General features: G+C 70.7%; 19 protein-coding genes and 1 tRNA gene. 10 read left to right on the top strand and 10 right to left on the bottom strand.

Features of this window, described 5'->3' with window-relative positions; genetic code table 11:
• A complete protein-coding gene (locus OG718_RS12065; RefSeq protein ID WP_328844117.1) occupies positions 1-2,703 on the top strand; it encodes a discoidin domain-containing protein in 2,703 nt (900 codons plus the stop codon).
• A gap of 38 nt (positions 2,704-2,741) precedes the next feature.
• Here the strand turns inward: OG718_RS12065 and OG718_RS12070 are convergent.
• Positions 2,742-2,815, bottom strand: a tRNA-Pro gene (locus OG718_RS12070).
• 101 nt (positions 2,816-2,916) lie between these two features.
• On the opposite strand from OG718_RS12070, the gene OG718_RS12075 reads away from it, so the two are divergent.
• From OG718_RS12075 to OG718_RS12085, 3 genes are all read left to right on the top strand, one after another.
• Positions 2,917-3,429: a DUF309 domain-containing protein gene (locus OG718_RS12075; RefSeq protein WP_143634471.1), complete on the top strand. Its 513-nt coding sequence runs from the start codon at positions 2,917-2,919 to the stop codon at positions 3,427-3,429.
• A 79-nt stretch (positions 3,430-3,508) separates the two neighbouring features.
• A complete protein-coding gene (gene cobF / locus OG718_RS12080; RefSeq protein ID WP_143634470.1) occupies positions 3,509-4,279 on the top strand; it encodes a precorrin-6A synthase (deacetylating) in 771 nt (256 codons plus the stop codon).
• A gap of 199 nt (positions 4,280-4,478) precedes the next feature.
• On the top strand, positions 4,479-6,617 hold the full coding sequence (locus tag OG718_RS12085; protein ID WP_443055006.1) for an MDR family MFS transporter: 2,139 nt from the start codon (positions 4,479-4,481) through the stop codon (positions 6,615-6,617).
• A 22-nt stretch (positions 6,618-6,639) separates the two neighbouring features.
• Here the strand turns inward: OG718_RS12085 and OG718_RS12090 are convergent, their stop codons facing one another.
• From OG718_RS12090 to OG718_RS12100, 3 genes are all read right to left on the bottom strand, one after another.
• Positions 6,640-7,386, bottom strand: coding sequence for a cobalt-precorrin-6A reductase (locus tag OG718_RS12090; RefSeq protein ID WP_328844118.1), 747 nt, complete (start codon positions 7,384-7,386; stop codon positions 6,640-6,642).
• 82 nt (positions 7,387-7,468) lie between these two features.
• Positions 7,469-9,304, bottom strand: a complete 1,836-nt coding sequence (locus OG718_RS12095; protein WP_143634465.1) for a glycoside hydrolase family 15 protein — start codon at positions 9,302-9,304, stop codon at positions 7,469-7,471.
• A 186-nt stretch (positions 9,305-9,490) separates the two neighbouring features.
• Positions 9,491-10,264 carry a sulfite exporter TauE/SafE family protein gene (locus tag OG718_RS12100; RefSeq protein ID WP_143634464.1) on the bottom strand — a complete coding sequence of 258 codons (774 nt, stop codon included), beginning with the start codon at positions 10,262-10,264 and terminating at the stop codon, positions 9,491-9,493.
• A gap of 152 nt (positions 10,265-10,416) precedes the next feature.
• On the opposite strand from OG718_RS12100, the gene OG718_RS12105 reads away from it, so the two are divergent.
• The 6 genes from OG718_RS12105 (at position 10,417) to OG718_RS12130 (ending at position 14,006) form a co-directional block, all read left to right on the top strand.
• Positions 10,417-11,226, top strand: a complete 810-nt coding sequence (locus tag OG718_RS12105; protein WP_328844119.1) for an alpha/beta hydrolase — start codon at positions 10,417-10,419, stop codon at positions 11,224-11,226.
• Positions 11,227-11,294: 68 nt separating this feature from the next.
• A complete protein-coding gene (locus tag OG718_RS12110) occupies positions 11,295-11,573 on the top strand; it encodes a WhiB family transcriptional regulator (RefSeq protein ID WP_306936348.1) in 279 nt (92 codons plus the stop codon).
• On the top strand, positions 11,570-12,049 hold the full coding sequence (locus tag OG718_RS12115) for a Dps family protein (protein WP_143634459.1): 480 nt from the start codon (positions 11,570-11,572) through the stop codon (positions 12,047-12,049). The genes OG718_RS12110 and OG718_RS12115 overlap by 4 nt, the downstream gene beginning before the upstream one ends.
• A 78-nt stretch (positions 12,050-12,127) precedes the next feature.
• Positions 12,128-12,478 (top strand): DUF3140 domain-containing protein, encoded by a 351-nt coding sequence (locus tag OG718_RS12120; RefSeq protein WP_306936349.1) that lies wholly within the window; start codon positions 12,128-12,130, stop codon positions 12,476-12,478.
• On the top strand, positions 12,475-13,146 hold the full coding sequence (locus OG718_RS12125; RefSeq protein WP_306936350.1) for an endonuclease: 672 nt from the start codon (positions 12,475-12,477) through the stop codon (positions 13,144-13,146). The genes OG718_RS12120 and OG718_RS12125 overlap by 4 nt, the downstream gene beginning before the upstream one ends.
• Before the next feature lie 44 nt (positions 13,147-13,190).
• A complete protein-coding gene (locus tag OG718_RS12130; protein ID WP_328844120.1) occupies positions 13,191-14,006 on the top strand; it encodes an SAM-dependent methyltransferase in 816 nt (271 codons plus the stop codon).
• Positions 14,007-14,052: 46 nt separating this feature from the next.
• Here the strand turns inward: OG718_RS12130 and OG718_RS12135 are convergent, their stop codons facing one another.
• From OG718_RS12135 to OG718_RS12160, 6 genes are all read right to left on the bottom strand, one after another.
• Positions 14,053-14,742 (bottom strand): SDR family NAD(P)-dependent oxidoreductase, encoded by a 690-nt coding sequence (locus OG718_RS12135; RefSeq protein WP_306936352.1) that lies wholly within the window; start codon positions 14,740-14,742, stop codon positions 14,053-14,055.
• A 25-nt stretch (positions 14,743-14,767) separates the two neighbouring features.
• Positions 14,768-15,679 (bottom strand): cupin domain-containing protein, encoded by a 912-nt coding sequence (locus tag OG718_RS12140; protein ID WP_328844121.1) that lies wholly within the window; start codon positions 15,677-15,679, stop codon positions 14,768-14,770.
• Positions 15,676-17,034, bottom strand: coding sequence for an amidohydrolase family protein (locus OG718_RS12145; protein WP_328844122.1), 1,359 nt, complete (start codon positions 17,032-17,034; stop codon positions 15,676-15,678). The genes OG718_RS12140 and OG718_RS12145 overlap by 4 nt, the downstream gene beginning before the upstream one ends.
• A 29-nt stretch (positions 17,035-17,063) precedes the next feature.
• Positions 17,064-18,044, bottom strand: coding sequence for an alpha-ketoacid dehydrogenase subunit beta (locus OG718_RS12150; protein WP_306936355.1), 981 nt, complete (start codon positions 18,042-18,044; stop codon positions 17,064-17,066).
• Positions 18,032-18,973, bottom strand: a complete 942-nt coding sequence (locus OG718_RS12155) for a thiamine pyrophosphate-dependent dehydrogenase E1 component subunit alpha (protein ID WP_143635078.1) — start codon at positions 18,971-18,973, stop codon at positions 18,032-18,034. Before OG718_RS12155 ends, OG718_RS12150 begins: the two co-directional genes overlap by 13 nt.
• 95 nt (positions 18,974-19,068) lie before the next feature.
• The gene (locus tag OG718_RS12160; protein ID WP_306936356.1) at positions 19,069-20,406 is read right to left on the bottom strand and encodes a M24 family metallopeptidase; all 1,338 of its coding nucleotides are present in this window, start codon (positions 20,404-20,406) and stop codon (positions 19,069-19,071) included.
• Positions 20,407-20,435: the final 29 nt, after the last annotated feature.

Raw genomic sequence — 20,435 nt, forward strand, 5'->3', positions numbered from 1 at the left:
ATGGCAACCAGAAAGCTCAGACGACTATCCGTGCTGGCCGCTGCCACAGCACTGCTGGCCCTCCCGGTCCAGGCTCAGACACCGGCACAGGCACAGGAAGCGGGCCCCGGTCGCGTCTACCACGTTGATCCCTCGGGCAAGGACCACGCGTCCGGCTCTGCGGCGAGACCGCTGCGCACCATCGGCGAGTGTCTCTCCCGCGTCCGCCCCGGCGACACCTGCCTGGTCCATCGCGGCACCTACCGCGAGCAACTCGCTCCGCCCTCCGGCACCGAGGACGCGCCGATCACCATCGCGGCGTACGGCGACGGACCGGTGACGGTCGACGGGACCGAACCGGTTACCGGTTGGAAGGACGCGGGCGACGGTCTGGTCGCGGCCGACACCGAGCTTCCCCCCGATCCCGACTTCAACGCGGTGTTCCTGGACAACGCCCGGGCGCAGGAAGGCCGTTGGCCCAACTCCGGCCCCGATCCGCTGAACACCACCTGGGCCGAGGCCGATCCGACCTCCACCGACCAGCACATCGACGACACCGATCTGGCGGACGCCGACTGGACCGGCGCGACGGTGCACTTGTGGGCGGGCTCCAACCCCTGGGCCCAGCAGACCGGCACGGTCACCACCACCGGCCCCGGCAAGCTGGACTTCAAAGGCGGCAATTATCGCTGCCCGCCGCTGTGCATGGGCAACCAGAACTACCGCAACTACTACCTCGTCGGTTCCAAGGCCGCCCTCGACCGGCCCGGGGAGTGGTACTACGACGAGACCGCGCACCGGCTCTACATGGTGCCGCCGAAGGGCGGTATGGCCGGGCACACGGTGACCGCGAAGCACCGGCTGTGGGGCGTCGACCTGACCGACAGCTCGTACGTCACCGTGCGCGGCCTGAATCTGTGGGGCACCTCGCTCCGAACGGGCGACAACAGCAAGGGAGTTGTGGTCGACCGGCTGCGGGCCACCTACATCTCGGAGTTCTCCACCCTCCCCATGCCGCCCGACAGCGATCTCGCGATACCGCCCTTCGAAGGCCACATCGTCGCGTCCCGCATCCTCGACTCGGGCGTACAGATCCTCGGCACCGGCAACACCCTGAAGAACAGCGAGATCTCCCAGTCCGCCGGGGACGGCGTCCTGCTGCGCGGCACCGGCAACACCGTCACCAACAACTACATCCACGACGTCGGCTGGATGGGCAGCTACACACCCGGCATCGAGGTCAACGGCAACGGGCACACGGTCACCCACAACACGATCCGGCGCACGGGACGGGCCTCGATCGACACGGCCTGGCAGCTCAACGGCACGGAGTTCCACGACAACCGCATCGCATACAACGACATGTCCGAGGCGATGCGCACGTCCCGCGACGGCTCCCCGTTCTACGTCTGCTGCAGCCTGAACGGCACCGGCACCTCCATCGACCACAACACCTCGCACGACGCCGACGGCCAGGTCGGCTTCTACGTGGACAACTACTCCGGCCACTTCCGGCTGCACCACAACGTCGCCTGGAACACCGGCACCCGGGGCACCTTCTTCAACGGCCACACCGGCCCGAGCATCGCCAACGAGGACCACAACTCCAGCTACGGCATGGGCATCAACGGCAACTCGGTGCTGCTCAGCGGGGCGACGGACGCCTCCGGCTCGTACATCAGCAACATCATCGGTCCGAAGCCGATCAGCGCCACCCGGACCGGCGACCCGTTGCCGGTGGTCCGCTCCAACCTGATCAGCGACAAGCCCGGCTACACGGACGCCGTGAACGGCGAACTGTGGTTGACGGCCGACTCCCCCGCCATCGACGCCGGCGAGACCATCGACGGCATCACCAACGACGTCCGGGGCGCCGCTCCCGACCAGGGCGCGTACGAGTACGGCGCGCCGATCTGGTCGACGGGCTGCAACCTGCCGGGCTGTCTGCAGCGGGTGCGTCACGGCTCCTGGACGGCGACCGCGAGCGACGGCACGGACGCCTCCGCCGTCACCGACGGGGACATCAACACCCGCTGGACGGCGGCGGGTCCACAGTCCCCGGGCCAGTATCTGACCGTCGATCTCGGTGAGCCCAAGGCCTTCGGAAGGCTCTCACTCGACGCCGGCCGCGACACCGTCGGCCAGCCGTACGGCTTCTCCGTCTCGGTCAGCCGCGACGGCACCCACTGGGGCGAGCCGCTCGCCCGCGTCTCGGGCCGCTCCTTCACCCAGGACGCGGTGCTCCCCCGACAGACCACGGCCCGCTACCTCCGTTTCACGCTCACCGCGAGCGGACCGGTCCCCTGGGTCGTCAATGACCTGCGCCTGTACGGCGACGGCCCCGACGCCTCCAGCACACTCCAGGCCGAGCAGGCCACGGTCGTGCGGGGCGTGGAGCGCGGCACGGCCGCCACCGGTGTGCTCGGCTCCGGCGACCGGGTGGGGTTCCGCGCGGTGAACATCGACGGCGGGCGGGTCACCCTGCGCAGCACGTCCTCCTGCGCACGCACCTGTTCGCTGCAGCTTCGCCTGGACTCACCGGACGGTCCGCCGGTCGCAGTGGTGCCCCTCCGGGGCGACAGCGGCGGCGACTGGCGGGAGCGAACGGTGAGCCTGAAGCGCGAGGTGTCCGGTACCCACGACCTCTACCTCGTGGCGAAGGAAGGACGGCAGGTCGCCGCGCTGGACTGGCTGACGATCGAGAGCCCTGCCTCACAAGAGTGAAGCAGGGCTCTGATCTGCGACTATCAGTGTTCCTCTAGTCGGGACGACAGGATTTGAACCTGCGACCCCTTGACCCCCAGTCAAGTGCGCTACCAAGCTGCGCCACGTCCCGATGCGCTTCGTCGTGGTGGAACCACGTGATCGCGCAAACAGAACACTACCCCACACCCGGGGCTGCTTCGAAGGTGGCGTGGGGCGAGGGACAATCGGTGCATGAGCAGTGCTTCTGACGACAGGCGGGACCGGGACGCCGAGGGGCGGGCGCGCAACGCGCGGCCGCGGGACGGGCTCGGGCGGCCCCTGCCGTACGGGACCGACGGGGTGGAGCGGCAGCCCGAAGGGGTCGTGCGCCCGCCCGAGGAGACGGTCACCGAGGCGCAGGCGCTGCTGGCGGCGGGCAAACCGTTCCACGCGCACGAGGTCTTCGAGGACGCGTGGAAGTCGGGTCCCGACGAGGAGCGGGCGCTGTGGCGCGGGCTGGCCCAGCTCGCGGTGGGGCTCACCCATGCGGCCCGGGGGAACGTGACGGGCGGGGCACGGCTGCTGCGGCGGGGCGCCGGGGCGGTCGAGGACTGGGGCGCGGAGGCCGGCCGGCCGCGGCCGCACGGGCTGGAGCTGGCCGGACTGGCCGCGTGGGCACGGGAGTTGGCGGGCACGGTGGAGAAGGAAGGGGCGGCCGTGGACGCGGAGGTGTGGGCGCCGCGACTGCGGGGCGAAGGAGCCTGAGGGCGGCGGGGGACCGGGCCGGCACTCCTCCGTCGGACGCGGTGACGGGGCCGGCGGAGGCGTGGGGCAGACTCGGGGTGTGCGAAAGATTCATGTCATCGGCATCGGGGCGGGCGATCCCGACCAACTGACCCTGCAGGCGGTCAAGGCTCTGAGGAGCACGGATGTGTTCTTCATCCTCGACAAGGGCGAGGTCAAGTCGGACCTCGTCCAGCTGCGCCGTGACATTCTCGACGCGCATCTGCCGGACGGGACGTACCGCCTGGTGGAGGCCCGCGATCCGGAGCGGGACCGGGCTGCCGGGGGCGCGGGTTACTCCCCCGCCGTCGGGGACTGGCGCAGTGCCCGTGCCGACATCTACGAGCGGCTGATCACCGAGGAGCTGGGCGAGGACGAGAGCGGGGCGTTCCTCGTCTGGGGCGATCCCTCGTTGTACGACAGCACGCTGGGGATTCTGGAGGAGATCCTCGACCGGGGCGCGGTCTCCTTCGAACACGACGTGGTGCCGGGCATCAGCAGCGTCTCGGCGCTGGTCGCCCGCCACCGCACCGGGCTCAACCGCGTGGCCCGGCCCGTCCAGATCACCACGGGCCGCCGGCTCGCCCAGGGTTTCCCGGAGGACGTCGACGACGTGGTGGTCATGCTCGACGCCCACCAGACGTTCCAGCGGTACGCCGACCAGGACATCGACATCTACTGGGGCGCCTACATCGGCACGCCCGACGAGATCCTGGCCTCCGGCCCCCTCGCGGAGACGGCCCCGCGCATCGCCGAACTGCGCGAGGAGGCCCGCGACCGCAAGGGCTGGATCATGGACACATACCTGCTGCGCAGGCGCCCTCGGGACTAGGGCCGGTCCGGCGGATCATGCCGCAGACGCGGGGTCCGGCAGCGCCCCGAGGGGGCGCGGGGAACTGCGTGACCAGCCACGGGCGGACCCGCGGTCGAATCACCGGCCTTCCGGCGGAGCGTTCGGGGGCGCCCGGCGCCCCTGCGCTGCCCCGCACCACCCCCGCGGCAGCGGCCCGCACCCGTGCGGACGGCCCCGCATGCACACGCCACCACCCGGTGTGAAGCTGACCGGTGTGACGACCACCGACACCGCCGAGCCGCCGTCCGGGGCTCAGACGGTCCCCGCGCAGCCGCCCGTGCTGGACAAGCGCCGCCGCAATGTCGTCTTCGTGACGATCATGCTCGGCATGCTGCTGGCCGCGCTGGACCAGACGATCGTGGGCACGGCCCTGCCGACGATCGTGTCGGACCTCGGCGGTGCGGAGCACATGTCGTGGGTGGTCACCAGCTATCTGCTGGCGGAGACCGTCGCGACGGTGCTGGTCGGCAAGTTCGGTGACCTGTTCGGCCGCAAGGTGATCTTCCAGGCGTCGGCGATCATCTTCATCACCGGTTCGTTTCTGTGCGGCCTCGCCTCGAACATGACGCTGCTGATCGTCTGGCGCGGCATGCAGGGCATCGGCGCGGGCGGTCTGATGGTCACCGCGATGGCCCTGATCGCCGACGTGATCCCGCTGCGTCAGCGCGGCAAGTACCAGGGCGCCATCGGTGCCGTCTTCGGTGTCGCCACCGTCATCGGCCCCCTGCTCGGCGGCCTCTTCACCGACCACCTCACCTGGCGCTGGTGCTTCTACGTCAACGTCCCCATCGCGATCCTCGTCGTCGTGGCCGCGGCCCGCACGATCCCGGTGGTGAAGTCGGCCTCCCGCCCGGTCATCGACTACCTGGGCATCGCCCTCGTGGCCGTCGGCGCCAGCGCCCTGATCCTGGCGACCAGCTGGGGCGGCAACGAGTACGCCTGGAGCTCGCCGGTCATCATCGGCCTCTTCGCGGGCGGCGTCCTCGCCCTCGCGGCCTTCTGCTGGGCGGAGACCCGCGCGGCCCAACCGATGCTGCCGATGCGGCTGTTCGGCAACCCCGTCTTCACGGTCTGCTCGATCCTCAGCTTCATCGTGGGCTTCGCGATGCTCGGCGCGATGACGTTCCTGCCGACGTTCCTGCAGTACGTGGACGGCGACTCGGCCACGATCTCCGGCGTCCGTACCCTGCCCATGGTCATCGGGCTGCTCATCGCTTCGGTGTTCAGCGGCAACGTCGTCAGCAAGACCGGCCACTACCGCGTCTTCCCCATCGTCGGGTCGCTGGTCATGGCTGCCGGCCTGTTTCTGCTCTCCCTGATGGGCCCCGGCACCAGCACCTGGCTCGCGTCGTTCTACATGTTCGTCCTCGGCACCGGGATCGGTCTGTGCATGCAGGTGCTCACCATCGCCGTGCAGAACACCGTCGAGTACACCGACCTGGGCACCGCGACGTCCGGGGTGACCTTCTTCCGTACGCTGGGCAGTTCGTTCGGCACCGCGGTGTTCGGCACGATCTACACGAACACGCTGACGCCCCAGCTCGCGGACGGCGTCGCCGAGGCGGCCCGGTCGAGCGGGACCGACCCCTCGGCCCTCATGAAGGCCGCGACCAGTCCCGAGGGGCTGCACGGACTGCCGTCGGAGACCGCCGCGCCCATCGTGGAGGCGTACGCCGACACGCTCCAGACCGTCTTCCTGTGGACCGTGCCGGTGACGCTGATCGGTTTCGTGATCGCGCTGTTCCTCAAGCAGGTGCAGCTGCGCGACAGCGCCCGGATGGGGTCCACGGACCTGGGCGAGGGCTTCGCGACCCCCTCCTCGGCCGACAACCAGCGGCGTCTGGAGGCCGTGGTCGGAAAGATCATCGGCGGTACGAGTCCCGACGCCATGCGCCGGCTCGTCACCGAGTCCGACACCCGTCTCGACATCGCGGGCGCCTGGGCGGTGATGCAGGTCGAGCTGTTCACCCGGATGGTCGGCCACGCGAGCCTCAGCCTGATCGCCGCCCGCCGCCGCATGCCTCCGGAGGTCCTGGTCCCGGTCTTCCAGCGCATGGTCGAGGAGGGCTACCTCACCCGCGACGGCACCCTCTTCTCCCACACCGAGGCGGGCGCCCGCGAGGCGCGCGTCATCGGCGAGGCCCTGTCCACCGCGCTCGCCGAACGCGTCGAACAGGACATCGGCCGCCCCTCCGGCGCGGACCTCCGCGCCGCCGTCGACACCATCGCCAAGCGTCTTCTGGTCGAGGACCTGACCCACGACATCCTGACGGAGAACCGCCCCAAGCCCCTGGCCGGGGCCACGAAGGAAGGCTGACGAACACGCCGCCCGAGCGGCCCTACCCTCCCCCGAAGCCCAGCCGGGCCAGCACCGACGCCACATCCGCTTCGGCTCGTACCCCCTCCGGGAGGGGTGGGCGGTGTACGACCACGACCGGCAGTCCCAGTTCCCTGGCGGCCGTCAGTTTGGCCGAGGTGGCCGAGCCGCCGCTGTCCTTGGTGACCAGGACGTCGATGCGGTGGTCGCGCAGGAGGGCCGTTTCGGACTCCACCGTGAACGGGCCGCGCGCCAGCAGGACTTCCGTGTGGCGCGGCATCGGCGGCTCGGGAGGTTCCACCGAGCGTACGAGGTAGTGCAGTTCGGGTTCCCGGGCGAAGGCCGCGAGACCCAGGCGGCCCGTCGTGAGGAAGACGCGCCGGCCCAGGGGCGGGAGCAGGTCGGCGGCTTCGGGGAGGGACGCCGCCGGGTGCCAGCGGTCGCCGGGGACGGGGGTCCAGCCCGGGCGGCGCAGGACGACGGCCGGGACACCGGTGGTCGCCGCGGCCCGTGCCGCGTTCTCGGTGATGCCCGTGGCGAAGGGGTGTGTGGCGTCGACGACGGCGTCCACGTGCTCGGCGCGCAGCCACTGCGCGAGGCCCTCCGCCCCGCCGAACCCTCCGACGCGTACGTCCCCGTCCAGGGCCCCCGGCCGGGAGACGCGGCCCGCGAGCGACGTGGTCACGCGCACGCCGGGGCGGGCCGCGAGCGACGCGGCCAGTTCACGCGCCTCGGTGGTCCCGCCGAGGACCAGGACATGCGGAGACATGGCGTCGAGCGTACGGGGCCGGGCTCCTTCGCCGATCCGCCGGCCTGTAGGTCCGCCGGTCCGGCGTCCCTGCCGGGCACGGTCAGCCCAGGGCCCGGTCGAGGTTGAAGGCCGCGCTGATCAGGGAGAGATGGGTGAAGGCCTGTGGGAAGTTGCCCTGCTGTTCGCCGGTGTGGCTGATCTCCTCGGCGTACAGGCCGAGGTGGTTGGCGTAGGTGAGCATCTTCTCGAAGGCCAGCCGCGCCTCGTCGAGCCGTCCGGCCCGGGTCAGGGCCTCGACGTACCAGAAGGAGCAGATCGAGAAGGTGCCCTCCTCGCCGCGCAGGCCGTCGGGGCTCGCGTTCGGGTCGTAGCGGTAGACCAGCGAGTCGGAGACCAGGTCCTCGGTGAGCGCGTCGAGGGTGGAGAGCCACTTCGGGTCGGTGGGCGAGATGAACTTGGCCAGGGGCATCATCAGCACCGCGGCGTCCAGGACGTCGTCGTCCTCGTGCTGGACGAACGCCTGGCGCGCCGGTGACCAGCAGCGTTTCATGATCCGCCGGTAGATCGTGTCGCGGGCGTCGCGCCAGCGCACGATGTCGGCGGGCAGGCCCCGGCGGGTGGCCAGCCTGATGGCCCGCTCGATCGCCACCCAGCACATGAGCCTGGAGTAGAGGAAGTTCTTGCGGCCGCCGCGGGTCTCCCAGACGCCCTCGTCGGGCTGGTCCCAGTGTTCGCAGACCCAGTCGACCAGTCCGCAGATGTCGTCCCACTGGTCGCTGGAGATCGGCTGGGCCCATTTGTCGTAGAGGTAGACCGAGTCGATGAGCGCCCCGTAGATGTCGAGCTGGAGCTGGTCGGACGCCGCGTTGCCGACCCGGACGGGGGCGGAGCCCTGGTATCCCTCCAGGTGGGGCAGCTCCCGCTCGGGCAGGTCGGTGCGGCCGTCGATGCCGTACATGATCTGCAGCGGGCCCCCGGGGAGGCCGTCGCCCGGGGTGATGTACTTGGCCGCGAAGGCCATGAAGGACTCGGCCTCGCTGGTGAAACCCAGCCTCAGCAGCGCGTACACGCAGAACGCGGCGTCGCGCACCCACACGTACCGGTAGTCCCAGTTGCGCTCGCCGCCGAGCTGTTCGGGCAGGCTGGTCGTGGCGGCGGCCACGATGGCGCCCGTCGGCGCGTAGGTGAGGAGCTTGAGGGTCAGAGCGGAGCGGTGCACCATCTCCCGCCACCGGCCGCGGTACTGGGACGCGGTCAGCCAGCGCCGCCAGAAGGCCACCGTGGCGGCGAACAGTTCCTCGGCCTCGGCGCGCGGGCAGCGGCGGGGCGCGATGTCGCCGCTGACCTGGTCGAGGGCGAACACCGCGGACTCGCCCTCCTGGAGCTTGAAGTCCACTCGCGCGTCGAGCCCGTCGCATTCGAGCGGCTCTGTGGCGGTCAGCGCGAGGGACAGGCTGTCCGACTCGAAGATCACCATGTCGTCGTGCAGCCGTGCGGTGTGCGGCCGGGCTCCGTACTCGAACCGGGGGGACACCCGCGCGCGGAAGGGGATCGAGCCGCGTACGCACAGCACTCGGCGGATGAGCCGGTGCCGGTCCGCCTCCGTCTCGTCGCCGTCCACCGGCATGAAGTCCTGGATCTCGCCCACCCCGTCCTCGGTGAAGAACCGGGTGACCAGGACGTTGGTGTCGGGGAAGTAGAACTGCTTGGTCCGGGCCGGCACGGCGGCCGCCAGCTCGAAGGAGCCGCCCCGGTCGGCGTCGAGGATGGAGGCGAAGACGCTGGGTGCGTCGAAGGACGGACAGCAGTACCAGTCGATCGTGCCGTTCGTGCCCACCAGGGCCACGCTGCGCAGATCGCCGATCAGGCCGTGCTCGGCGATCGGCAGATAGCGGGCGGATGCCGGTGGATCCTGGTGACCGGACGCCTCGGACATGGCCGCAGCCTCCCTGCCCCGGGAACACGCTTTTGACGCCTCCCAGCGTATGCGCTCCGCCGGATCCGCGGTTCGTTTGGCGCGAGCCGGTGGGGCTGGTCGCGCCCGGCGGCGGAGCCGCGGATCGATACGGCCCCGCGCCCCTTACGGGGCACCGCCTCGCGGCCGGGTGGCGACGCGACGGGATCAGCGCAGGAGCAGCTGCGCTCCGCCCACCACCGTCGCCGCGATCACCAGCTGTTCGAAGAGTCGCTGATTGATCCGGTTCACGGCCCACTTCCCGATGAACGCCCCCGGTACGACGAAGGCGGCGAGGGCGGCATCCAGCAGCAGCGAGTTGCCGTCGATGAGGCCGAGGCCGACGCTGAAGGGGACCTTGGAGACGTTGACGATCAGGAAGAAGAAGGCGGAGGTCCCCAGGAAGCCGAGCTTCCGGAAGCCCGCGGAGAGGAGGTACATCGACATCACCGGGCCGCCCGCGTTGGCGACCATCGTGGTGAAGCCGCCGAGCACGCCGTACGAACGGGCCTTGATCCGGCCGGTCCGCGTGGCGAGCGAGTCGGGTTCCTCCTCCGCCTCGGCCCTGCGGCGGCGCCAGATGGTGACGCCGGCCATCAGCAGCAGGATCGCGCCGATCGACGTCCGTACGACCTGGTCGTCGGCCCACATCAGGAACACCGTGCCGGCGACGACTCCCGCGGCGACCGCCGGGAACAGTTTCCACAGGGTCGGCCAGTGCGCGTGCCGCCGGTAGGTGAGCACGGCGAGCACGTCACCGACGATGAGGATGGGGAGCAGGACTCCTGTCGACGCCCGGGCGGGCAGTACGGCCGCGAAGATGGCGAGGCTGACCGTGTTGGCTCCGCTGACGGCTGTCTTGGAGAAACCGACGAGCAGGGCCGCGGCGGCGAGTGCGGCGAACTCCCACAGGGATATGTGCCAGAGCGTCATCGTGTTCATGCGGAGACCGATGCTATGCCCACGTATCCGGCCGCGTCAGGACCGTCTCGACAGGTGGCCCCTGCCTCCGGCGCCGGTCGCGCGCTATGGACCGCTTCCACCTCCCCTGGAAAGATCGCCCCCGACCCTTCGCCGACGCCGATGGAGGACCCATGGCCGACTCCCGCGAGCACACCCTCCCGGGCACCCGGGGCACGATCACCGCACGCGAGTGGCCACGGGAGCGCCCGCGGTACGTGGCGCTGCTCGTGCACGGCTACGGGGAGCACATCGGCCGGTACGAGTACGTGGCCGACGTGCTGCACGGGCACGGCGCGGCCGTGTTCGGCCCCGACCACATGGGGCACGGGAGGTCGGCGGGCGAGCGCGTGCTGGTCGAGGACTTCGAGGACGTGGTGAGCGACGTCCACGCGGTGGAGCGGCTGGCCCGGACCGCCCACCCGGATGTGCCGGTCGTACTGATCGGCCACTCCATGGGCGGCCTGATCGCCGCGCGATACGCCCAGCGGTACGGGGACGGCCTGGCCGCGCTCGTCCTCTCCGGGCCGGTCATCGGCAGCTGGGACCTGCTGCCCCAGCTGCTCGCGCTCGATCCGCTGCCCGACATCCCCATCGACCCGACCACGCTCTCGCGCGACCCGTCCGTCGGTGCGGCGTACGCGGCGGATCCGCTGGTCTGGCACGGGCCGTTCAAGCGCCCCACCCTGGAGGCCTTCGTACGCACTCTGGAGACCATCGCCAAGACCGGTGACGTGGGTGCGCTGCCGCTCCTGTGGCTGCACGGGGACGACGACCGGATCGTGCCGCTGCCCGCGAGCCGCGCGGGCGTAGAGGAGCTGCGCGGGGCCGACTGGACCGAGCGCGTGTACGCGGGCGCTCAGCACGAGGTGTTCAACGAGACGAACAAGGACACGGTCCTCGCGGACGTGACCGCCTTCGTGGACCGGGTACTCGCGCACTGAGAGCGGACGGGCCCCGCGGCCTCGGAATCGGGTGTTTTCGCTGATCCGCCCTGGGCACCCGGCCCCTCATGGAGTGGTTGCGGCGAGCGGCCTGCGCGGAGGAGGACCCAGAACTGTTCTTCCCCGTGGGTACGGTCGGCCCCGCACGGCACGACATCGCGGCCGCCAAGCGCGTCTGCGCCCGTTGTCCGGTGGCAGGACAGTGCCTCGCGTGGGCGCTCTCCACCGGACAGACCTCCGGTGTGTGGGGTGGCACGGGCGAGGAGGAGCGCGCCGCGCTGCTCCGCATGGTCCGCCGTCGGCAAACGCCGCGAACATCGCAAACGTCAAGGAGAAATGCACCATGACCGTGGTGAAGAGCACCCTGTCCGAGTCTGCTCGGCAGGTCGTCGGGGAGGCCTTGCAGGGCACTCTGGTGGATCTGCTCGGGCTCTCGCTCATCGGCAAGCAGGCCCACTGGAACATCGTGGGCCCGCGGTTCCGCTCGATCCATCTGCAGCTCGACGAGGTCGTCGACACGGCCCGTACGTACGCCGACACCGTGGCCGAGCGCGCGGCGACGCTCGGTGTGCCGCCCGACGGCCGGCCCGAGACGGTCGCGACGACGGCCGCCCCGCAGGGCCCGAAGGAGGGCTGGGTCCAGGACACCGAGGTCGTCGGCGTGCTCGTCGAGGCGCTGGACACGACCATCGGACGGCTGCGGGAGCGGATCACCGCGACGGACGAGCCCGACCCCGTCACCCAGGACCTGCTGATCGGTCTGACGGCGGAGCTGGAGAAGCACCGCTGGATGTTCCAGGCCGAGGACTGGCCGCGCGCCTGAGATCCGCGGGCGTGCGCGGCAAGCAGCGCCCGCAGGCCACACAGGCAGGGACGAGCGCACGAACGGAAGGGGTACGTCATGACCGACGCCCTCGAACTCGACGCGCTGTGGGACGAGTTCCACCGCGCGGTGAACATGACCTCGCAGGAGCTGGCCGCGTGGCTGCGGGTGAGCGACGCCTCCGAGGAGACGGAACCGCTGCCGGAGCACGCGGGTTCGCCCACCGGTGAGCATGTGCTGGCCATCCTCCAGAAGCGCCGTACCGACCTCACCGACGACGACCTCGACGTGATGTACGAGGTCGTGGACACCGTCACGGCCGAGACGGACCCGGAGGGCGAACCGTTGGCCGGGCCCGGGGCCGAGGAGACACAGCGCCGTCATCGGCTGATGGCGTTGGGCCACGATCCGCTCAAGCCGTCGTCATGACCGGCAGGGCCGAGCGGGTCGTGGAGGTGCTGCTCGCCGGGCACGGTCGTACGTTCGCCGAGGAGGCGGGCATCCGGCTGCGGAACACACCGCAGCCGCTGTACCGCACCCTGGTCATGGCCTGTCTGCTCAGCGCCCGGATCCGCGGTTCCGTCGCCCTCGCGACCACTCGTGCCCTGTACGACGCGGGGCTGCGCGATCCACGCCGGATGGCCGCGGCGACCTGGCAGGAGCGAGTGGACGCGCTGGGCAGCGGCGGCTACCGGCGCTATGACGAGCGCACGGCGACCCAACTCGGCGACGGGGCCGAGCTGTTGACGGAGCGCTGGGGCGGCGATCCGCGGGGGATGCGGGACGCGGCGGACGGCGACCTGGACGAACTCCGCGGCCTGCTGCGGGAGATACCGGGGCTCGGGCCCGCGGGTGTGGACATCTTCCTGCGCGAGGTGCAGCTGGTGTGGCCCGAGGCCGCCCCGTATCTCGACGCGAAGGCCCTGGACGGCGCGGGCCGGCTCGGGCTGCCGACGGAGCCGGACCGTCTGGTGAAGCTCGCCGGGAGTACCGAACCGGCCGTGCTGGCCGCCGCGTTGGTACGGGCGGCGCTCGACAAGGACGTCGTGGAGGAGTGTCTGCGGCACGCGGGGAAACCACGTTCGAAAGGCGACTGACGGTGCCAGACTGCTCGCACACCATGACGAGCAGAGGAGCACGCATGACCGGGACCGAGTCCCCCCTCCAGCGCATCGACACCAGCAGGCCCCATCCGGCACGTGTGTACGACTGGCTCCTGGGCGGCAAGGACAACTACCCGGTCGACGAGGAACTGGGCCTTCGAATGCTGGCGTTGGAGCCGCATGCCAAGCACTCCGCGCTCAACAACCGCTGGTTCATGCACCGCGCCACGCGGTGGCTGGTCCAGGAGGCGGGCATCCGTCAGTTCCTCGACATCGGCGCGGGTATCCCGACGGAGCCCAACCTCCACCAGATAGCGCAGGCCACGGTGCCCGACGCGCGGATCGTGTACGTCGACAACGACCCCATCGTGCTGGCCCATGCCGCGGCGCTGCTGCACGGCACTCCCGAGGGGGTGACCGAGTACATCCAGGCGGATGTGCGCGACACAGGAAAGATCCTGGAACAGGCCAGGGCCGTCCTCGACTTCGACCGGCCCATCGCGCTGTCGCTGGTCGCGCTGCTGCACTTCGTCGCCGACGAGGACGGGGCGTACGACCTGGTGGGCGGTCTGGTCGAGGCGCTGCCCACCGGCAGTTGCCTCGTGCTGTCGATGATCACAGGGGACTACGATCCGGAGAACATGGACCGGGCGGTGCGGTCGTACGCGGCGGGCGGCGTCACGCTCGTGGCCCGTTCGCACGCCGAAGTGACCCGTTTCTTCACGGGACTCGAACTGGTCGAACCGGGGGTCGTCCCTCTGCCGGAATGGCATCCGGAACTCGCGGCGGGCGAGCGGCTCAAGGGCGAGGCGCCGGTGCCGCTGTACGCGGGCGTAGGGTTCAAGACCTCCTGAGCCCCTCCTGAGCCACTTCTTGAGCGCCGCGACGGCACCCCCTGGCTCAGCGCAGCAGCCACCCTCCGTCCACGCTCAGGTTGACGCCGTTGACCGCCTCGTTGCGCAGCAGGAAGTCCACCGCGTCCACGATGTCCCGCATGCGAGCCAGTCGGCCCGTGGGCGTCTGGGCGCGGATGTTCTCCAGCACCTCCGGGGGCTTGCCCGCCCAGAACGGGCTGTCGCCGACGATGCCCGGATGGACGGCGTTGACGCGGATCGGGGCGAGTTCGCTTGCGAGGGTGCGCACCAGGCCCGTGACGCCGGCGTTCACCGTGGCGACGGTCGTGGCGCCCGGGTAGGGCCGTTCCTTGGCCTGCCCGCCGAAGATCACGACGGCGCTCTCCCCGGTCATCCGGGGCAGCAGTGTGTGGACGACCTCGGTGTAGCCGACGAGCTTGAGGGTGACGAGGTGCAGCGCGGCGTCGATGTCGTAGTCGGTGACGGTGTTCTGGTCGCGGGAGATGCCCGCGAGGACGAGGTGGTCGACGCGCTCGACGCCTGCCAGGGCGCCCGCGATCTCGCGCGGCCGGGAGAGGTCCAGGGCGAGTCCGTGCGCGCCGATCTCCTTGGCGGCCGTGTCGGCGCGGTGGGCGTCGCGGCCGGTGAGTACGACCTCGTCACCGTGTTCGGCGCGGGTGCGGGCGATCTCGCGGCCGATGCCGGCCGTACCGCCGATGACGACAACACTGCTCATGGTCTCTCCCCCGGCACGTGGCGGATCACGGCTTCCACTCCCCTGCTTCTCCCCCCAGCACGTCGCGCAGGTGGTCCCAGTCGCGGGCGAACCGGTAGGAGTGGCGCGACGGCGGCTGGGGTGCCTGGGTCTCCAGCCAACGCACCGGTCCCGTACCGGCGTTGGTGAAGCTGTGGACGCAACCGGCGCCCGCCCAGGCGGCGTCGCCGACACCGAGCCGGTACTGCTCGCCGTCGAAGGCGGCGTCCACGGTTCCCTCGACGATCAGATACGTCTCCTCGAAGGGGTGATCGTGCGCGCCCGCGACGCCGTCGGCCGCGTACTGCACCATGAACATCGTCGAGGCCACCGCGCCCAGGTCGGCGTCCACCATCATCTTCACGGTGATCCCGCTGTAGACGAGCAGCGCGGTGCGCATGCTGGCCGACACGGCGAGGAGGTCCTGGGACTGCTTGCCGGGGTCCATCTGGGCGGCCTCGAAGTGGCCGAACGAGCGGGTGCGCGGGTCGCGGACGTCGATCCGGACCGGCTCGCGGTCCGGCAGCGCGGGCACCGCCCGGGTGTCGTGTCCGTAGCGCGCCCTCGGCACCGGTGCGAGCATGTCCGCCCAGCGTGCGGCGGTGTCCCCGGCCCCGCGCCAGGCGTGCGGCACGCCCGTGGGCAGCAGCCCGTAGTCGCCCTCTTCGAGGAGGTACGAGCCCTCGGGCGTATCGAGGACCACCGTCCCGGAGAGCAGGTGGAAGGACTCCTCGTACGAGTGGACGTGGGCCCCGATCGCCCCGTCCGGCGTCAGTTCGCACACGCCGAAGCCCGTGTGTACGGAGCCGTCCTCCTCGCCGACCACGGTCCGCCGTGTGAATCCCGTGCTCCCGTACGGCGGTTGGGGCGGGGCGGCGAACGTGGCGTCCGCCGCCCGCCGGATCACGTGGTGCGTCATGCCTGCTGCTTCCCACGCGCCTCGACCGCTGCCGCGAGACGGTCGCGGGACTCCTCGACCAGGCGCCGTGCCCGCCCGGTGTCGGCGAGCAGCCTGCCGTCGCGCTTGCGGACGACGCCGTCGACGATGACGGTCTCGACGTTGGACACGTCCGCGCTCAGCGTCACGGCGGCCACCGGGTCGATGAGCGGCGCGACGTTGAGCGCGGTCGCGTCGATCGCGACGACGTCGGCGCGCTTGCCGGGGGCCAGTGAACCGGTGCGGTGTTCAAGTCCCGCGACATGCGCGCCGTTGACCGTCGCGATCTCCAGCATCTGACGTGCCGTCAACATCGTTTCGGGGACCGGGATGTCGGCCTTCCAGCACTCGGCGTTCACCCGTGCCCGCTCGGCGCCGAAGGCCGCGCGGATCTGGGTGAACATGTCGCCGGGCACGGTGGTGACCACGTCGATGCTCAGGGACGGCCGCAGCCCGTGCTCGATGGCCTTCATCACGGGTGGCCAGCCGTGCCCCATCTGGGTCTCCACCTGCGGTGCGATGGAGACCGTGCCGCCGCTGTCGGCGACCATCCGCCACTCCTCCTCGCTGAAGTAGCAGCAGTGCACATAGGTGGTGTCGGAGCCGAGCAGCCCCAGCTCGTGCAGTTGCCTGACCATGCCGAAGCGGCCGGCGAGCCGTCCCATGCCGACGTGCACGGTGATGGGGATGCCCAGTTCGCGTGCGAGGCGCCATTCGGCCTCGACGACGTCGTTGATGCAGAAGCCGGGGCCACGGGTGGCGAGGCCCATGGTCAACAGCCCGTCGTCCGAAGCGAAGTGACGGTCTCTCACCCTGCGTACGTCGTCCCCCGGAATCGAGATCTTACTCTCGTACCAGTAGTCGGCGAGCGAGGTGTTGGCGCTGCCGTACGCGTACTGGGCGCGGATGCCGGTCTCGCCGAGCGCCTGGACCGCGGCGTCGGGATGCTCGGGCGTGTTGTTGATGTGGGACCAGTCGACGAGGGTGGTGATCCCGGCGTTCAGACACTCCAGTGAGCCCGCCAGGTTGCCCGCGTACACGTCCTCGGGCGTGTAGACGGGCGCGAAGGTGTCGAGGACCTCCACGAAGTAGTCGTCGAGGGTGGCGTTGGGCGCGCAGCCGCGGATGGGCGCCTCCCAGGTGTGGCGGTGGGTGTCGACGAAGCCGGGCACGAGGATGCGGCCCGTCATGTCGAGCACCTCGGCGTCCGCGCTGATGTCGCGGTCGACCGCCACGATCTTCCCGTCCTCGATGAGGACGTCACCGCCGGGCAGGTCCCCGATGTCGGGGTCCATCGAGATCACGTGGCCCGAGCGCAGGAGCATCCGATTCGTCATCGCCCTACTCGCCTCTCTCCTTGCCGAGTTCAGTACGCGGTGAGGTCGCGGACCTTGGTCACGACCTTGTCGACGGTGGGGATCACCTGCTCTTCGAGCGCGTCCGCGAAGGGCAGGGGCACGCATTCGGCGGCGACCCGGCGCACGGGCGCGTCGAGGAGGCCGAAGCCCTCGTCGGCGACGACCGACACGAGCGTGCCGCCCCAGCCGCCCTGGTAGGGGTTCTCCTCGACGGTCACGAGCCGTGAGGTCTTCGCGAGGGAGCCGAGTACGGTCCGGGTGTCGAGCGGCACCAGGCAGCGCAGGTCGATCACCTCCGCCTCGATGCCCTCCTCGGCGAGCCGTTCCGCGGCGGTGAGCGCCACCGGCACCATCGAGGCGAGTGCCACGAGCGTGATGTCGGCACCCTCGCGTACGACGGCTGCCCGCCCCAGCTCGACGACGTGGTCCGGTGGCGCGGGCGCTCCCTTGGACGCGAGGAGTCCCTTGTGCTCGAAGAAGACCACGGGGTCGTCGCTGCGGATGGCGGCCGCCATCATGCCGACCACGTCGGCGGGGGTGGCCGGTGCCGCGATCTTCAGTCCGGGGACGGTCAGCGCCCAGTTCTCGGTGGCCTGCGAGTGCTGCGCGCCGAAGCCGAGTCCACCGCCGTTGGCCGTACGCACCACGAGCGGCACGGTGACCTGACCGCCCGTCATGTACCGCACCTTGGGTATCTCGTTGGCGAGGTAGTCCCAGCAACAGGCCAGGAAGTCGGAGAACATGATCTCGGCGACGGGGCGCATGCCGGTCATGGCGGCGCCCATCGCGGCCCCGACGATGGCCTGTTCGGAGATCGGCGTGTCCCACACCCGCCCGGACCCGAACTCCTCGTACAGCCCGGCGGTCGTCTTGAACACCCCGCCCGCGGCGCCGATGTCCTCGCCCAGGCACACCACCGACGGATCGCGCCGCATCTCCCGCGCGATGCCCTCGGCGACCGCCTGCCGGTAGGTGATCACGTCCGCCACGCCGCACCTCCGTCGGCCCACACGTCGGTCAGCGCTTCCCGGGGATCGGGCGCGGGCGCGTTCTTGGCGGCCTCAACTGCCGCCTGTACGAGACCGGTTGCGCGCTCGTCGGCCTCGGTGACCGTGCCGGCGGGCACCCCTAGTTCGGCGAGGCGGCCGCGTGCCACGTCCAGCGGGTCGTGCTTGAGCCAGCGCTCGACCTCCTCTGCCGGGCGGTACGTCGCCGGGTCGGCGCGGCTGTGGCCGAAGTGCCGGTAGGTCTGCGCTTCCAGCAGGCTGGGCCCGTCTCCTGCCCGGGCCCGGCCCGCGAGCCGGGTCACCGCCTCCTGGACGGCGACCACGTCGTTGCCGTCGACGATCTCGCCGGGGATGCCGTAGGCGGGCGCCCGGTCGGCCGCGGGGTTGGCCACCGCGGTCACGTCGGCGATCGGGGTGTACTCCATGTACAGGTTGTTCTCGCAGACGAACAGCACGGGCAGCTTCCACACGGCCGCCAGGTTGAGCGCCTCGTGGAACGCGCCGATGTTGGTCGCGCCGTCGCCGAAGAAGGCCACGGCGATCTGTTCGGTGCCGCGCAGCCGGGCGGACCAGGCGGCGCCGACCGCCATCGGGAGATGCGCGCCGACGATCGCGTACGAACCGAGCATGTTCCGCGATGCCTTGGTCAGGTGCATCGAGCCGCCCTTGGCCTTGCACAGTCCCGTGGCGCGGCTCATGAGTTCGGCGAGGCACTCCTCGGGGGTCGCGCCGCGGGCCAGCGCGTGGTGGTGGCCGCGGTAGGTGGCGAACACGTAGTCGTCGTCGCGCAGGGCCGCGCTCGTCCCGACGGCGATGGCCTCGTGTCCGGCGGCGAGGTGCGTTGTTCCCTTGACGAGGCCGGACATGAACAGGTCGTGGGCGGCCTGCTCCGTACGCCGGATGACGGCCATCTGCTCGTACAGCGCGAGGAGTTGGGCCGAGTCCGGGCCGGGGTTCTCCCGCCGAGGGGCTTGGGGCCGAGAGGAACCCGGCCGGGGGGCGTCCGTCATCGTTCCCCCCTGCCCTCGCGGGTGTTGAGGTGGGACTGGGACTCGCGCCGGGTGTTGAGCTCGCCGCCGACGGTCCAGTACTTGCGGCCGGCAACGAGGAGTTCCTCGGCGGGGAACTTGGTGATCACCTCGCACCCGTCGGCCGTGACGACGAGTTCCTCCTCGATGCGCGCCGCCGACCAGCCGTCCGCCGCCGGCCAGTAGGTCTCCAGGGCGAACACCATGCCCTCTTCTAGGACTTCGGGATGGTCGAGCGAGACGAGGCGGCTGAAGATCGGCTTCTCCCAGATGGACAGGCCCACCCCGTGCCCGTACTGCAGCGCGAAGGCGGCCGTCTCGTCCGGGAAGCCGAACTCCTCGGCGCGCGGCCAGACCTGGACGATGTCGGCGGTCGTGGCGCCGGGCCTGACCAGGGAGATGGCCTCGTCCATGTAGGCGCGGCAGCGGATGTACGCGTCGCGCTGGGCGGGCGATGCGCTGCCGACGGCGAACGTGCGGTAGTAGCAGGTGCGGTAGCCGAGGTGGCTGTGCAGGATGTCGAAGAAGGCGGGGTCGCCGGGGCGGATCAGCCGGTCGCTGTAGACGTGCGGATGCGGTGAACAGCGCTCGCCCGAGATGGCGTTGACGCCTTCGACGTACTCGCTGCCGAGGTCGTAGAGGACCTTGCTGACGAGGCCGACGCACTCGTTCTCGCGGATGCCCGGTCGCAGGTGGGCGTACAGCTCCTCGTAGGCGGCGTCGACCATCGAGCAGGCCTGGGTGAGCAGGGAGATCTCGTCGGGTGTCTTGACGCGGCGGGCCTCCAGGAAGACCTGCTGGCCGTCGACGACGTCGATGCCCTGTTCCTTGAGGGCGTGCAGGACGGGCATCTCGGCAAGGTCGACGCCCAACGGCTCGCCCGCCAGGCCGTGTTCACGCAGTTCCGCCGCCACTTTGGCCGCCACGTCCGCGCCGATCCCGGCGTCCGGGTGGAAGGCGCCACGGAGGGTGGAGATGCCCGCGCGGGCGCCGGTGGGCGGGCCTTCCTTGCCGTCGCTGTAGTCGAGCCAGGGGTTGTAGAGCTGGTGGTGGCGGGCGGCCGAGCCGAAGTCCCAGACGATCGGTTCGCCGCCGCGGACGAGCAGCGCAAAACGGATCAGCTTGTCCATCGCCCAGGTGCCGATGTGGGTGGACGACATGTAGCGGATGTTGGCGAAGTCGAAGCTGAGCAGCGCTCCCAGCTCGGAGCGGTTCAGTGCCGCGTGGAGCCGGGCCAGCCGCTGTGTGCGCAGCCGGTCGAGGTCGATGCGCTGTTCCCAGTCGACGGCGTTCGGTCCGAATGTGCGGATTGCCATGACGACCACCACCCTCATTCGGAGTGAAC

The sequence above is a fragment of the Streptomyces sp. NBC_00258 genome, assembly GCF_036182465.1.
GTDB lineage: Bacteria > Actinomycetota > Actinomycetes > Streptomycetales > Streptomycetaceae > Streptomyces.

Coding starts and splice junctions, on each gene's coding strand:
- OG718_RS12065 (WP_328844117.1), top strand. CDS start 1: ATGGCAACCAGAAAGCTCAGACGACTATCCGTGCTGGCCGCTGCCACA.
- OG718_RS12075 (WP_143634471.1), top strand. CDS start 2,917: ATGAGCAGTGCTTCTGACGACAGGCGGGACCGGGACGCCGAGGGGCGG.
- OG718_RS12085 (WP_443055006.1), top strand. CDS start 4,479: ATGCACACGCCACCACCCGGTGTGAAGCTGACCGGTGTGACGACCACC.
- OG718_RS12090 (WP_328844118.1), bottom strand. CDS start 7,386: ATGTCTCCGCATGTCCTGGTCCTCGGCGGGACCACCGAGGCGCGTGAA.
- OG718_RS12095 (WP_143634465.1), bottom strand. CDS start 9,304: ATGTCCGAGGCGTCCGGTCACCAGGATCCACCGGCATCCGCCCGCTAT.
- OG718_RS12100 (WP_143634464.1), bottom strand. CDS start 10,264: ATGAACACGATGACGCTCTGGCACATATCCCTGTGGGAGTTCGCCGCA.
- OG718_RS12105 (WP_328844119.1), top strand. CDS start 10,417: ATGGCCGACTCCCGCGAGCACACCCTCCCGGGCACCCGGGGCACGATC.
- OG718_RS12110 (WP_306936348.1), top strand. CDS start 11,295: ATGGAGTGGTTGCGGCGAGCGGCCTGCGCGGAGGAGGACCCAGAACTG.
- OG718_RS12115 (WP_143634459.1), top strand. CDS start 11,570: ATGACCGTGGTGAAGAGCACCCTGTCCGAGTCTGCTCGGCAGGTCGTC.
- OG718_RS12120 (WP_306936349.1), top strand. CDS start 12,128: ATGACCGACGCCCTCGAACTCGACGCGCTGTGGGACGAGTTCCACCGC.
- OG718_RS12125 (WP_306936350.1), top strand. CDS start 12,475: ATGACCGGCAGGGCCGAGCGGGTCGTGGAGGTGCTGCTCGCCGGGCAC.
- OG718_RS12130 (WP_328844120.1), top strand. CDS start 13,191: ATGACCGGGACCGAGTCCCCCCTCCAGCGCATCGACACCAGCAGGCCC.
- OG718_RS12135 (WP_306936352.1), bottom strand. CDS start 14,742: ATGAGCAGTGTTGTCGTCATCGGCGGTACGGCCGGCATCGGCCGCGAG.
- OG718_RS12140 (WP_328844121.1), bottom strand. CDS start 15,679: ATGACGCACCACGTGATCCGGCGGGCGGCGGACGCCACGTTCGCCGCC.
- OG718_RS12145 (WP_328844122.1), bottom strand. CDS start 17,034: ATGACGAATCGGATGCTCCTGCGCTCGGGCCACGTGATCTCGATGGAC.
- OG718_RS12155 (WP_143635078.1), bottom strand. CDS start 18,973: ATGGCCGTCATCCGGCGTACGGAGCAGGCCGCCCACGACCTGTTCATG.
- OG718_RS12160 (WP_306936356.1), bottom strand. CDS start 20,406: ATGGCAATCCGCACATTCGGACCGAACGCCGTCGACTGGGAACAGCGC.